Source organism: Bradyrhizobium arachidis (assembly GCF_024758505.1).
GTDB classification, from domain to species: Bacteria; Pseudomonadota; Alphaproteobacteria; order Rhizobiales; family Xanthobacteraceae; genus Bradyrhizobium; species Bradyrhizobium manausense_C.
The window spans coordinates 1,548,740-1,561,197 of sequence record NZ_CP077970.1; the positions used below are offsets into that span (position 1 = coordinate 1,548,740).

The 12,458-nt window shown below is 58.9% G+C and carries 7 protein-coding genes and 7 pseudogenes; 6 read left to right on the top strand and 8 right to left on the bottom strand.

Annotated features, from left to right (window positions below; translation table 11 throughout):
* Window positions 1–16 precede the first annotated feature (16 nt).
* A pseudogene (locus KUF59_RS06960) lies at window positions 17–268 on the bottom strand (transposase); the annotation flags it as partial.
* A 72-nt stretch (window positions 269–340) separates the two neighbouring features.
* On the opposite strand from KUF59_RS06960, the pseudogene KUF59_RS06965 reads away from it, so the two are divergent.
* The 3 genes and pseudogenes from KUF59_RS06965 to KUF59_RS06975 form a co-directional block, all read left to right on the top strand.
* A pseudogene (locus KUF59_RS06965) lies at window positions 341–589 on the top strand (IS110 family transposase); the annotation flags it as partial.
* An 806-nt stretch (window positions 590–1,395) separates the two neighbouring features.
* Window positions 1,396–2,358 carry a reverse transcriptase domain-containing protein gene (locus KUF59_RS06970; RefSeq protein WP_258768992.1) on the top strand — a complete coding sequence of 321 codons (963 nt, stop codon included), beginning with the start codon at window positions 1,396–1,398 and terminating at the stop codon, window positions 2,356–2,358.
* A 73-nt stretch (window positions 2,359–2,431) separates the two neighbouring features.
* A pseudogene (locus KUF59_RS06975) lies at window positions 2,432–2,737 on the top strand (IS110 family transposase); the annotation flags it as partial.
* On the opposite strand, the gene KUF59_RS06980 reads toward KUF59_RS06975, so the two are convergent.
* A complete protein-coding gene (locus KUF59_RS06980) occupies window positions 2,738–3,703 on the bottom strand; it encodes an IS481 family transposase (protein ID WP_258768993.1) in 966 nt (321 codons plus the stop codon). It abuts the pseudogene before it with no gap.
* A gap of 173 nt (window positions 3,704–3,876) precedes the next feature.
* Between KUF59_RS06980 and KUF59_RS44275 the strand changes: the two are divergent.
* Window positions 3,877–4,169: pseudogene (locus KUF59_RS44275) on the top strand (transposase).
* A 297-nt stretch (window positions 4,170–4,466) separates the two neighbouring features.
* Here KUF59_RS44275 and KUF59_RS06990 read toward each other — a convergent pair.
* Together KUF59_RS06990 and KUF59_RS06995 are read right to left on the bottom strand one after the other, a co-directional pair.
* A pseudogene (locus tag KUF59_RS06990) lies at window positions 4,467–4,789 on the bottom strand (transposase); the annotation flags it as partial.
* Window positions 4,790–5,689, bottom strand: a pseudogene (locus KUF59_RS06995) (transposase); the annotation flags it as partial.
* Between the two features lie 398 nt (window positions 5,690–6,087).
* On the opposite strand from KUF59_RS06995, the gene ald reads away from it, so the two are divergent.
* A complete protein-coding gene (ald, locus tag KUF59_RS07000) occupies window positions 6,088–7,200 on the top strand; it encodes an alanine dehydrogenase (protein WP_258768994.1) in 1,113 nt (370 codons plus the stop codon).
* 239 nt (window positions 7,201–7,439) lie between these two features.
* Here the strand turns inward: ald and KUF59_RS07005 are convergent.
* The 4 genes and pseudogenes from KUF59_RS07005 to KUF59_RS07020 all read right to left on the bottom strand — a co-directional run bounded on the left by KUF59_RS07005 (window position 7,440) and on the right by KUF59_RS07020 (window position 10,243).
* A pseudogene (locus KUF59_RS07005) lies at window positions 7,440–9,125 on the bottom strand (MFS transporter).
* A complete protein-coding gene (locus KUF59_RS07010; protein WP_258768996.1) occupies window positions 9,122–9,268 on the bottom strand; it encodes a hypothetical protein in 147 nt (48 codons plus the stop codon). Before KUF59_RS07010 ends, KUF59_RS07005 begins: the two are co-directional and overlap by 4 nt.
* A 130-nt stretch (window positions 9,269–9,398) precedes the next feature.
* Entirely contained in the window at window positions 9,399–9,593 is a 195-nt protein-coding gene (locus KUF59_RS07015; RefSeq protein ID WP_258768997.1) for a hypothetical protein, read from the bottom strand.
* Window positions 9,594–9,766: 173 nt separating this feature from the next.
* Window positions 9,767–10,243 (bottom strand): Lrp/AsnC family transcriptional regulator, encoded by a 477-nt coding sequence (locus KUF59_RS07020; protein WP_258768998.1) that lies wholly within the window; start codon window positions 10,241–10,243, stop codon window positions 9,767–9,769.
* Between the two features lie 568 nt (window positions 10,244–10,811).
* On the opposite strand from KUF59_RS07020, the gene KUF59_RS07025 reads away from it, so the two are divergent.
* The gene (locus KUF59_RS07025; protein WP_258769000.1) at window positions 10,812–12,215 is read left to right on the top strand and encodes an aspartate aminotransferase family protein; all 1,404 of its coding nucleotides are present in this window, start codon (window positions 10,812–10,814) and stop codon (window positions 12,213–12,215) included.
* The last annotated feature ends 243 nt before the right edge of the window (window positions 12,216–12,458 follow it).

Sequence of the window (12,458 nt, forward strand, 5' to 3'; positions counted from 1 at the left end):
CTAAAGCATGATGAAATTAGCTTCGATAACCTGAGTTTTTGAGATAGTTCGCGCATTCTTCGGGTGTGAAGGCGTCAAGGAGCTTGCCGATAGCGGCGCAGACCGCATCGACGGTTCGTGCGGCAGCCTTTCGGAGCAGATGTTTGAGCTTGGCACAGACCTGTTCGATCGGGTTCAGGTCGGGTGAGTATTTTGGGAGGAAGAACAGCTTGGCTCCGGCGGAGCGAATGAGCTGGCGCACGGCTTTGCTTCTGTGGCTGCCGAGATTGATGGGGTGGACGCCCCCTCACGGCATCGCTGTGCCAAAGTGGTGTCGACCATCACTTGAACGGAGGCGTCCATGTCGGAAGATGGCATAATCGGGTTGGATATCGCGAAGAATGTGTTCCAGATGCACGGCGCGGATGGATCAGGAACCGTGCTTTTCCGCAAGAAGCTGCGCCGGGATCAGGTCCTTAAATGTCTTGCCGCGCAGCCGACTTGCACGGTCGCCATGGAGGCCTGCGCCAGCAGCCACTACTGGGGGCGCGAAATCGGGAGACTGGGGCATGCGGTGCGACTCATTGCGCCAGACTATGTAAAGCCTTTCGGTGCGCCCCGACGTGGAGGAAGGATCCACCCAGAGAGTTGTTGATTGATCTGGTAGCTGACGGGTCTGGACGAGCAATCGGACGGATCGAAGCCTCGTGACAAAGGTCGCTTTGGGCGGCCGAGCAATCCAGCGGGGCGTAACGTGAGTGAAGCCTGAGCACGCCTCGAAAGTTACGATGTGGACGCCGACCCGATCGTATGGCGGGGAAGGCCGCGCCGACAGGGAAGCAATCGACACATGCACCTGTCTGGTCCACCGGGGTAATGGGCATGGCACGTTGGAAAGGTAATACGGGTAATCGGGGGAGACCCGCCTCGGTCGGAGGTCGCACCTTCGACATCGAGTAAGTCGATGGACCGGGCGGGAGTCGGACAGGGACGTAAGACCGTTGATGCCGGATGCCGGCGGAGGAAAGGACCCTGACTTGTGGTGTGCTTTTGAAGATGGTCAGGACAGGGTGATTGGCGATGAGCCTCACCAACACCTGAAAAGATCAGGAACCTTCAGAGAAAGCTCTATTGCAAGGCGAAGGCGGAGCCTGACTTCCGCTTCTATTTGCTTTACGACAAGATCTGCCGAGAGGACATGCTGCGCCACGCCTACGAGCTGTCTCGCGCGAACGCGGGAGCTCCGGGCGTGGACGGGGTGACTTTCGAGCAGATTGAAGCGTCAGGTATGGAAGCATGGTTGGCGGGACTGCGCGAAGATCTCGTTTCGAGGACGTACCGACCCGATCCGGTGCGGCGGGCGATGATCGCAAAGCCGGGGGGAGGCGAGCGTGCGCTCGGCATACCCACCGTTCGGTGTCGCGTGATTCAGGCTGCCGCCAAGCTCGTGTTGGAACCAATCTTCGAAGCGGACTTTATCGGCCGCGACGCAGCGCGGTCGATGCCGTCAGGGAAGTGCACCGGCTTTTATGCCGGGGCTACACGGACGTTGTTGATGCTGACCTGTCGAAGTACTTCGACACGATTCCGCATTCGGACCTCCTCAAATCGGTGACCCGACGCATCGTCGACCGGACTGTGTTATGGCTGATCAAGCTGTGGCTGAAGACACCGGTTGAAGAGCGGGATAGCAAAGGAGGCCGGCGCATGAGTGGCGGCAAGAGCAGCACGAGTGGCACCCCTCAGGGCGGTGTTCTCAGTCCGTTGCTCTCCGTGATCTACATGAACCGGTTCCTGAAGCACTGGCGTCTCAGCGGACGGTGCGAGGCATACCGCGCACACGTCATCTCATATGCCGATGACTTTGTCATCCTCAGCCGCGGGCATGCGGAAGAGGCTTTGGCATGGACAGAGGTGGTGATGACGAAACTCGGGTTGACACTCAACGAGGAGAAAACGTCGGTGAAAGACGCCCGGCGCGAGAGCTTCGACTTCCTGGGCTACAGCCTCGGACCTCGTCGATTCCCGAACGGGGGGCGGTGGTATTTAGGAGCCGCGCCGTCCAAGAAAAGCGTGCAGCGGATCAAGAGGAAAATCAGCGACCTGCTGGTGCCGGGCAACATGGGCGCATGGCCGCAAGTTCGAGCAAGCCTCAATCGCCTCCTAGGTGGTTGGGCGGCTTACTTCAGCTATGGTTCACTTGCCTCGGCTCACCAAGCCGTTGACCGACACGTCTATGACCGCGTGCTCGCGTTTCTACGCAGACGACACAAAGCGCCAGGACGAGGCGTCAGACAATTCTCTCACGAGTTCTGTGGGGACACTGGCGTGCTTGTACTGAACCGCGTGCGTAGGAGGTCGCCGACGTGTGCCTTGTGAGGAAACCAGTCGGGAAGCCGGATGCGGGAAAACTGCCTGTCCGGTTTGATGAGCGGGGAGAGGAAAGGTAACTGTGCCGCCGCGCCTCTCCTCGACTCCACTAAAGCGGCAGAAGAATGATGCCGCCGATGCGGAAGCAATCTGCGAAGCCGCCCAGCGGCCGACGATGCGTTTCGTGGCGGTGAAGAACGAGGAGCAACGGGCCGCGGCCATTGTGTTTCGCGCCCGCGACCTCCTGGTGCGTCAGCGCACCCAAACCATCAATGCGCTCCGCGGCCATCTGACCGAATTTGGGGTGGTGGCGGCGCAAGGTCCCTCCCATGTTACCAAACTCGTTTCCGCGATCATCGGCCATGACACAGACATTCCTGAGTTGGCCCTAGGTGTTTAGTCCCGGCATTTGCTGGAGCGGATTAAGTTTGAATCGTTCCGGCTGGGAAGTCCAGCATTTGCAGATGTATTCGTAAGGCGTGAGGCCCTTCCGGGTCTTCAGCCGTCGAGCGTAATTGTAGGCGTTGATGAAGTCGGCGAGGTGAGCTTCGAGCTGATCGTGTCGATCGTAATGGTAGCGTGGGACGGTGGCTTCCTTGATCGTGCGGTTCATGCGCTCGACCTGGCCATTGGTCCAGGGATGCTTGATCTTGGTCAGCCGATGTTCGATGCCATTCTCTTGGCAGTGCAAATCGAACATATGTGTCACGTATCGTGCCGTCGGGCCGTCCGCGTAGCGCGGCGGGAAGGTGAACTGGATCCCATTGTCGGTGAGAATCGTGTGGATCTTGTAGGGGACAGCCGCGATCAGAGCTTCGAGGAAGGCCGAGGCAGAGGTCCTTCCCGTCTTCCTGACTAGTTGCACGAAGGCGAACTTGCTCGTGCGATCGATGGCGACGTAGAGGTAGAGCTTGCCTTCAGCGGTCTGAAGCTCAGCAATGTCGATGTGGAAGTAGCCGATCGGGTAAGCCTTGAACTTTTTCTTCGGAGGCTTGCTGCCTTCGACCTCCGGCAATCGGCTGATGCCGTGGCGCTGGAGACAGCGATGCAGGGATGATCGCGTCAGATGCGGGATGGTCGGTTGGAGCGCATAGAGGCAATCGTCGAGCGGCAATAGCGTATGCCGCCGGAAAGCGACGATGATCGCCTCCTCCTCGATGGAAAGCACAGTCGACTTAGCGTCCCTGGGGCCTGTCGGGATATCGGCGACAGTCTCGCGCTCCTTCCACTTCGCGACAGTCTTCTGGTTGATCCCGTAGCGCTTGGCGAGCGCCCTCAGGCTCTCTTGACTATTTTGTATTGCTCGACGGACTGCCTCCGTCGTGGTGGCGCAGCCGTGTAAAACTTGTCCCATAGCGCATCCTTCGAATCGTGCGATAAGAATGCACCATCAAAGCCTGGGACTAAACACCTAGACCGGTCCTACGGCTGCTCGTCGAGCAGTTGCGATCGCTGAACGAGAAGGTGGCGCTGCTCGACCGAGAGCTCGCCCGGCGCGCCAAGGAGGATGCCGAAGCGAAGCGGCTAATGACGATCCCAGGAATTGGGCCGATCACGGCTACGGCGCTCGTTGCCCTGGCGCCGACACCCCTGGCCTTCAAGAGGGGACGCGACTTTGCGGCATGGCTGGGGCTTACCCGCTGCAGCGCTCAACCGGAGGCAAGCAGAAGCTCGGCGAGACGTCACGTATGGGCGAACGAACCCTGCGACGACTGCTGATCATCGGCGCGAGCGCGGCCGTGCGCTGGGCAATGCGCAAAGGCTCGACAGCGGATCCTTGGCTTGCGCGCATGCTTACCCGCAAGCCGCCTTGCTGGTGATCGTCGCCCATTGATGGCGAGAGGCGGAACCTATCGGGCTCCGGCTGCGGCGAAGTAGTTCCGCGGCAGGGACCGTGAGAGTGTGAGAAGGTCAACCGGAGAGTATGGCGCAACGGTTACGAGACAGGAATCGGGAAAACCAGATCATGGATACGCGCCTCGAGCACGCAAAGTTGAATTGGACCCGTTCCGCGAACTCCCATACGGGCCTGCGGCATGTGACAGCCGCAGCAAAAGGCCGGACACATGTCAGCACCCGACCACGCTCCGCGTTCTTCGAAAGATTCTTCTTGCACCGTCGCCGGGACGAAGTGTTGGCAGGAAGGACCTTCGCCACATAGGTCCGAAAGCTCTCGCCGTCGATCGGTCCCTCGATGAACCACGGCGCATCGATCCGATCACGGCGCAATGCGGCCAGGAAGGTCATGGTCTTCCAGCGGCCGTGGGGAACCTTGGTGGGGAGTCTGGGCCAGCGCGGAGCCCATCCCCACAAAGGGGCCATGTCGGTCGGGTTCGATGAAGACCAGCCGCTCAGCTTCAACGCGACCTTAATACTTTGCCCACTGGACTCGCCGCCGCGCCACGTCGGGCCGATCGCGTTCGCCAGCCACCATGCTTTCCTAAGAAACGGCGATGCTGGGGGGTGGGTCTATGGGCTGGAGTACAAAGCCGAAGGCCTTGGCTCGCCGATGCAGATTGGCAATCACCCGCGCACGGTATCGGGTCTCGTAGGAGGACGCGCCCGGATCTACATAGTGCATCCCGTGTTGCACCGCGTTGTAGAACAGCACTGCGATCTTGCGCGCCGTGGCGGTCACTGCCTTGGCCTTGCCGATGCGCGCTGAGAGCCGTCTGTAGAAGGCGCCTAGCGCTGTATCGATTCGTCCCACGGTTGCCGCAGCAAGCCGCAGAAGCGCCGCGGCTCGATTCCCCGAGCGGCGTGTGCGCGCCGAGAGAACTTTGCCACCGGAGATCTTGTTGCTCGGGGCCAAGCAGAGCCAAGACGTAAAGTGTTTTGCGCTCGGCCAAGCGGAGAGGTCGTCGCCGCACTCAGCGATAAGCTTAAGCGCGAGGTAGGGGCCGAGACCGTCGATCTGGGTAACGTCCTTGCCGAGTAGCGCTAAGAGCGCTGCGCGGACATCAAAGAGCATCGCATTTTGTTGATGGGATCTATTCTGACGTGCTGCTGGCAATTGACCTCCTTCGCGACCATGAGGGACGCTGAGCTCTTTCAACAAGACCTCGATCCGAGCGTCGCAGGCAAATGCCTTCTGCTGGTACGTGTCGTAGAGGGCGAGTGCCTGTTCGAGGGCAAACAGGTGCTCAACGCGGTAGTTACCGGCGAGCGCTTTCTCGATCGTCTCGACACTGGCGTGGCAACGCCGATCCCGCATGCGCGCCAGCACTGCCGGATTGCGCTCGCCGGCAAGGATCGCGCGGATGATCCGCAGCCCGGTCACACCAGTAATATCGGTGACGACGTGATGGAGCTGCACGTTCATTTCAGTCAACGCCTTCTGCTCGATGCCTGCTTTCGGTCAATCGCTCAGCGAACTTTTGAAAAACCCGATCCATCGTTGATGCCCCCGTGGGCCTCCCTCGTAAGCGCCACCAGCATTATCGGATCGAGCATCGCTGCGAATGGGGCCAAACAACGAAGAAGTCGATCTATTCCGGCGTAGATCAATCTTGATGGCGAGTCTGGATCAGTAGTGTTCGGGCCGTATCGGGTCGGTCGAGTTTCCCGCCGTCCCTCTGTGGTATCATCGTTTGCCAACTCGGCTATGTCTGGTCGTCTGTTCGAAATCCTGCGAGCGAGCGCAGAAGTTCGCCGGATTACTGCGCTCATTGGCCTTCCGAGTTGCAGGTTTATACCGTTCTTCCAATTACAAAGAGCCGCTCACCACGGAGATTGCAAATGAAGGTCGGTGTTCCCAAGGAAATCAAGACGCACGAATACCGCGTGGGCCTGACGCCCGGTGCCGTCCGCGAATACGTGGCCGCTGGCCATAGCGTTTTGGTCGAGAACAACGCCGGTGTTGGGATTGGCGCGACAGATGACAATTACCGCAAAGCCGGTGCGACGATCGCGGCCTCTGCTCGCGAGGTGTTCGCGTCGAGCGAAATGATTGTGAAGGTCAAGGAACCACAGCCATCTGAATGGACTCAACTGCGAGAGAACCAGATTCTCTTCACCTATCTGCATCTGGCTCCGGATCCCGAGCAGGCTAAGGGCCTCATCAAATCGAGTTGCACCGCAATCGCCTATGAAACCGTGACCGACGCGCACGGTGGACTTCCGCTGCTTGCCCCGATGAGCGAGGTTGCGGGAAGACTTGCGATCGAAGCAGCAGGTGCGGCGCTGAAGCGGTACGCTGGTGGACGGGGACTACTGATTGGTGGCGTGCCAGGCGTGCCACCCGCTCGCATCGTGGTGATCGGAGGAGGCGTTGTCGGCACTCACGCTGCCCGGATGGCCGCAGGCTTGGGCGCTGAGGTCACGATCCTCGACCGTTCGATTCCCAAGCTTCGCGAGTTGGATGAGCTGTTCGAAGGGCGAATTCGTACCAGATTCTCGACGATAGACTCCGTTGAAGAAGAGGTATTTGCGGCGGACGTTGTAATTGGCGCCGTTCTCGTTCCCGGCGCGAGCGCGCCGAAACTTGTCAGCCGCGGCATGTTGAGCTCGATGCGCAAAGGCTCCGTGATCGTGGACGTAGCCATCGATCAGGGCGGCTGTTTCGAGACATCGCGGGCGACGACGCACGCTGATCCAACCTACGAAGTGGATGGCGTTATCCACTATTGCGTCGCAAACATGCCGGGAGCTGTCCCGCTCACCTCAAGCCAAGCACTAAACAACGCCACGCTGCCTTTTGGTTTGGCTCTCGCCAATAAAGGATTTGCAGCCGTGCTCGAAAATCCCCATCTGCGCGCAGGCCTGAATGTCTATCGGGGCCGGCTAACCTATAAGGCTGTCGCCGAGAGTCTTGGCCTTCCCTTCTCACCGATCGAACAGGCTGCGGCCTGATCCCAGAGGTCCCCTACGGGACGTTTTCTCCCTGACTTGGCGGGCCACTCTTCGGAGTGGCCCCTTTTTTGGAGGAGTCTACGCGTTTGCGCAATCTGAAGAACTTGTACCCAAATCCCGCAGCTGAGCGAATCTTCTCGAAACTTGCTCCTGCGAGCGCGATCTTCAATTCTGAGGCGAGCCGGATGCGCGTTTAATTCCAATTGAGAACGCAAGGTTTCTTCGTTCCTAAAGAGTGGTTAGTGGCTGCCGCCGTGCTTAGAGTTGCAGGGCAGAACTTCCCTTGCCGCTTGATCGGGTACATCTTCCTTCCAGCGTACCGATCCGAAAGGGCGCTCTAGCATGCGGCGCACGCGCACGCGCTCAGGGCCGAGGTGAAAAGCAATGGCCTGCTGTTCCGTCGCGCGCTCGGCTCGCGTTGAGCGGTTGCGCTGACGCAAATAATCGAGCCACGTAGGACAGTGATAGCGCTCGGTCTAGAATTCCGGATCGGCGATGTTGCGCGCGATCGACCAGCCGTAGGCGCCGTTGCGCTGGCGAAACAGCTGTACGTCCTGCATCACATTGTGAAAGGCCCGCGCATTTTCCTGCGCAACCCGATACTCAATTTCGACGATCAATGGCCCGCTGCGTTTGGTCAGCGGCAGCCGAACCTCGGGATCTGCCAACACCTCCGCCTCGTCGCCCCCCGAACGGATGCGCGGAACAGGCAGCCAGAGACCTAAAAGGGGCGAGACCAGCATCAGAGCGGCTGAAACCAGGAGTGCGGTTTCAACTCCGGCGGCATCGGTCATGTGGCCCCAGGCCCAACTGCCGATGGCAATCCCGCCCGAGCTCGCCGCTTGATAGGCTGCCAGCGAGCGCCCCGCGACCCACCGGGGCGCCGATAGCTGCACGCCGATGTTAAACAGCGCCCATGTCATCATCCATACGGCCCCCGCGAGAACAAGCGCGGCCGCGGTCAACACGAGCTCACCGCTGAGTGCCACTGCGGCAATGGCCCCCGCCATGGAAAGCGCGCAGGCGCGGATCGCCGCCTCACCACTCATGCGGTTGCGGACTTCTCCGACATACAATGCACCAATGACCGCACCGACTCCAAATGCGCTGAGCAGGATACCATAGGTCTGGGCATCGCCATGCAGGACATCACGCGCAACTAGAGGCATTAGGGCAATGATCGCGCCACCGATCACGCCGGTTACCATCGAGCGAGTTAGAACGATCTTAATCGAGGGTGAATTGGCAATGTAGCGTACGCCAGAAACGATGGCGCGGTTCAGCTTTTCGGGGGGCAGACGCGGAGGCTCGGAAACGCGCTTCCACAGAAACAGAGCAAGCATTAGAGGCATATAGAGCAACGCGTTGAGCGCGAACGCAGCCACTGCGCCCGCGGTCGCGACGACAAGGCCGCCGACCGCCGGGCCCACGCTACGTGCGATATTGTAGCTGATGCTGTTCAGTGCCACAGCCGCGGGAAGTGTTTCCGAGGATACCTGCTCGCCGACCGAGGATTGCCAGGCCGGATCCATCATCGCCGCGCCCAAGCCGACTACGAAGCACAGGGCCAATAACGAGTCCGGCGTGACTAGACCCAGCCAGGCGAGCATGGCCAGCGCAGTCGCGCCCGCGAGCGCGATACCGAGGGAGATCAGCGTTACGATTCGTCGATCGTACATGTCGGCGACGGCACCCGCAGGAATGGAGACCAGCATGACCGGCAACATCAGCGCGGTCTGAACCAATGCGACCTTGTCAGCCGACGATGTCATCTGCATCATAGCCCAGGCCGCGCCAACGCTCCGTATTAAGGCGCCAAGATTGGAGAGCAGGCTCGCTAACTAGATGCGTCGGAAGGTAGTGTGGCGCAGTGGGACGGTAATCCCGCCGGTGATGACTAACCGAGGTTTGACTAAATCGATCATTTACAATCCAACATCGGGATTTTGGACCAGATCGACGAGGAAACCGTGATCATCAGCGCCGGGCTAAGGGTTTCTTCACTGTCGCGCAACTTGCGCAGTTTGCATTCAGGATTTCCATAGAGCCGGCCAACTGCCTCACGCATCCAAGTTGATCCGCAATCGGCTCTTGGCGTGCGCGACGCCGACTCATGCGCTTTGCGAGGTAAGCTTGGGCGCGGCTTGCGTCGGCTTATCCTGGTCCGCATGGCAGCGCAGCTGCCCAGATATGATACCTCATTTTTGCCGGGAGCTTTCCGCGACCAGGCACGGCAACTCAAGTTCGACTGCAGTCTTGACCTTGAAATTGATGCCGCTGCTGTAGCGAGTGAAAAAAACATTGACGTCCGGGTCGCCTTGCGACGCTGTTCCCTTGTGATCAGCCGAACCTGGACGAAGCTCGCTGAGGTCCTGTGCTTTGACTGGAACCATCGGTGAGCCGGTGACATAACCAAGTGAGCCGCGATCTAGGCGGGATTGCCCTCTCTTCTGGCCCCCCGAGCCGCACAGACTAGAAAAATAACGGTGCGGATTCCTTCTTTCTTGGGATGCGTCAGCGAGGAAAAAAAGCGTAGACGCATACTGCGGAGTGAGCGAAGCCAGACCTAGTTTTCGGAGGGGGGCTCGATCGGAATGGCAAAGCTGACCTTTACCCGATCTACTATGACCATTGTCTTGAAACCCTTAATATTCGGATTTTCATAAAAGAACCGTCTCGTGAACTGCTCATAATCTTCCATGCTGCGCGCGGTAATGTACAGTACGAAATCTGCGTCGCCGGTGACGTAAAATCCATTAACGACTTCAGCCGACGATTTGATGGCCTTCTTGAACTTGTCAATGATGTCTGCCCGCTCCCGCTCTAGACTGACCAGCACAAGCATCTGAATAGATCTTCCCACCGCCTTGGGAGAAACGATCGAGACATCGCCCTCGATGATGCCCTCCGAGCGGAGCCTTTTTAGTCGTCGTTGACACGCGGTAGCGGAAAGCCCCGCCATTTCGCCGATCACTTCGGACGTTAGGCGATTGTTCTTTTGCACAATCTCGAGGATGCGGGCGTCCGTTCGATCATACTGCATGGTTGCTCCCAACCTTTAGGTGAATTGCGGCGACAATTGCCTCAGCGGTGCAGGAAATAATCCGAAGTTCGGCACATGCGACGCAAATATGTATGCAACACCAGTATCCTGAATGCATGTGCATTTCAACAAAAGGCCGCTTGGGCACCCAAGCCAACTGGCGGCCGCTGCAAGCATCGTGGCGAATGGCCAGCGCCCTAGGGCGGGCCTTCATGAAAGCTGCTTTGCTTGGCGATGATGGCGACGCTGTGCTGATCTCAAAGAAGGGCGCCTTCGGCGGGATGGCGGAAGTCTCGCCTTTCAATGACGAGAAACAAGTCTTGACGCGCTTGCGCGATTTGAGGCGGAGCTTGGGTGTCGCTCCTATGCGCATGAGTTGGCCGCAGGGCGCGGCCGGCGGCCTGCCTCGAATGGCTGCATGTTGGAGGTGGGCTCGTGTTTTGCTGGCGCCGGCCTCTTTCGGCGGATGAAAACTATCGAGCGTGGTTGTGTAAGGCGATCAGCGTGCTGCCTTGGCGAGAGTCTAGAGTCCCAAGTACGTTCACTTCGCAATTGAGAGGAAGTACAGATGACCATTGATATCAAAAAGATCAGCGAGATGGACAAGCGGTCGGTCCTGCATCCTTTCACGCATCTCAAGGACTTTGCGACGGGCAAGCTCGGCGAGCCGACAATTGTTGAAACCGGTAAGGGCGTGCGAATCCAGGATGCTCAGGGCAATCAGCTGATTGACGGTTTCGCTGGCATGTACTGCGTCAATGTTGGCTACGGTCGTACCGAAGTGGCTGAGGCGATCTCGCGGCAGGCCTATCGTCTTGCGTATTATCATTGCTATGCGGCGCACACGACAGATGAGCTTGCGATCCTGTCTGATCGTCTCGTCCGAATGGCGCCGGGAAAGATGAGTAAGGTCTTCTATGGCATGTCCGGCTCCGACGCTAATGAGACGCAGGCAAAGCTGGTGTGGTACTATAATAATCTGCGAGGTAAGCCGAACAAGAAGAAGATCATCGCGCGCGAACGCGGCTATCACGGCTGCAGCGTCGTTTCGGGTTCGATGACTGGTATGAGCTTCTATCACGATCATATGGATCTTCCGCTGCCGCAGATTGTGCGGACCGGTGTTCCGCATCACTATTGGGGAGCGAACCCTCAGGAGACCGAGGTCGAGTTTTCCGCCCGCCGCGCGGTTGAGCTTGATCAGCTCATTGAGCGCATTGGCCCGGATAATGTGGGAGCTTTCATTGCGGAGCCGGTGCTCGGCACCGGCGGCATTACGCCGCCGCCGGAAGGTTACTGGAAGGCGACTCAGGCTGTGCTTAAAAAACACGACGTTCTGCTGATCGCGGATGAAGTAATCACGGGCTTTGGCCGCACCGGGTCAATGTTCGGTTCTCAGCACTACGGTATAGAGCCTGACCTTATCACCGTCGCAAAGGGTTTGACCTCAGGTTATTTTCCCCTTTCCGCCGCGATTGTCGGCGAAAACGTCTACAACGTCTTCGAAGACGGTGCTGATAAGGTTGGGGCGTTTTCGCATGGCTATACTTATTCAGGTCATCCGATCGGCGCCGCTACGGCGAACGCGGTTCTCGACATCGTCGAGAAGGAGAGCCTTCCCAGTAATGCTCGCGAGGTGGGGGCCTATTTCCAAGCTCAGCTCAAGAAGAAGTTCGCGCAACTCCCGATCGTTGGTGAGGTGCGCGGGGTTGGGCTCATGGGTGCCATTGAGTTTGTCAGCGACCGCGATAGTAAGAAACGGTTCGATCCATCCCTCAAAGTTGGTGCTCGTGTTTCGAAGGCGGCCCGCGACCGTGGCCTAATCGCTCGTCCCATGCCCCACGGAGACATCTTAGGTTTCGCTCCGCCACTCGTGACCACCAAAGCTGAAATAGATGAGATCGTCTCGATCACCGAAAGGGCAATTCGCTCCGTCATGGACGAGCTCGTTCGGAGCGGAGAAAAAATCTAGCGATTAGCAGTCGTAGCCTTTCGGCCACCATCTGCCAGGACCCATCGCAACGATCTGAGCTCGTTGCGATGGCGGTGTGTTTTTTTGCCCCGGCAATCCGCGATGAGATCGAAGACGCGGGCCCTCGCGATCTCGCCAACTCGGGCTCATGGCTGAGCCGGGACAACGGCTCTTAACTTGCGACAGTTTGATCGCGGGCCTTGCAATCGGATGTGACGATCAACAAAGGGGCGGGGACGAAGT

Excerpts from the sequence above, each read along its gene's own strand:
- KUF59_RS06980 (WP_258768993.1), bottom strand. The coding sequence starts at position 3,703 with ATGGGACAAGTTTTACACGGCTGCGCCACCACGACGGAGGCAGTCCGT.
- ald (WP_258768994.1), top strand. The coding sequence starts at position 6,088 with ATGAAGGTCGGTGTTCCCAAGGAAATCAAGACGCACGAATACCGCGTG.
- KUF59_RS07010 (WP_258768996.1), bottom strand. The coding sequence starts at position 9,268 with ATGCGTGAGGCAGTTGGCCGGCTCTATGGAAATCCTGAATGCAAACTG.
- KUF59_RS07015 (WP_258768997.1), bottom strand. The coding sequence starts at position 9,593 with ATGGTTCCAGTCAAAGCACAGGACCTCAGCGAGCTTCGTCCAGGTTCG.
- KUF59_RS07020 (WP_258768998.1), bottom strand. The coding sequence starts at position 10,243 with ATGCAGTATGATCGAACGGACGCCCGCATCCTCGAGATTGTGCAAAAG.
- KUF59_RS07025 (WP_258769000.1), top strand. The coding sequence starts at position 10,812 with ATGACCATTGATATCAAAAAGATCAGCGAGATGGACAAGCGGTCGGTC.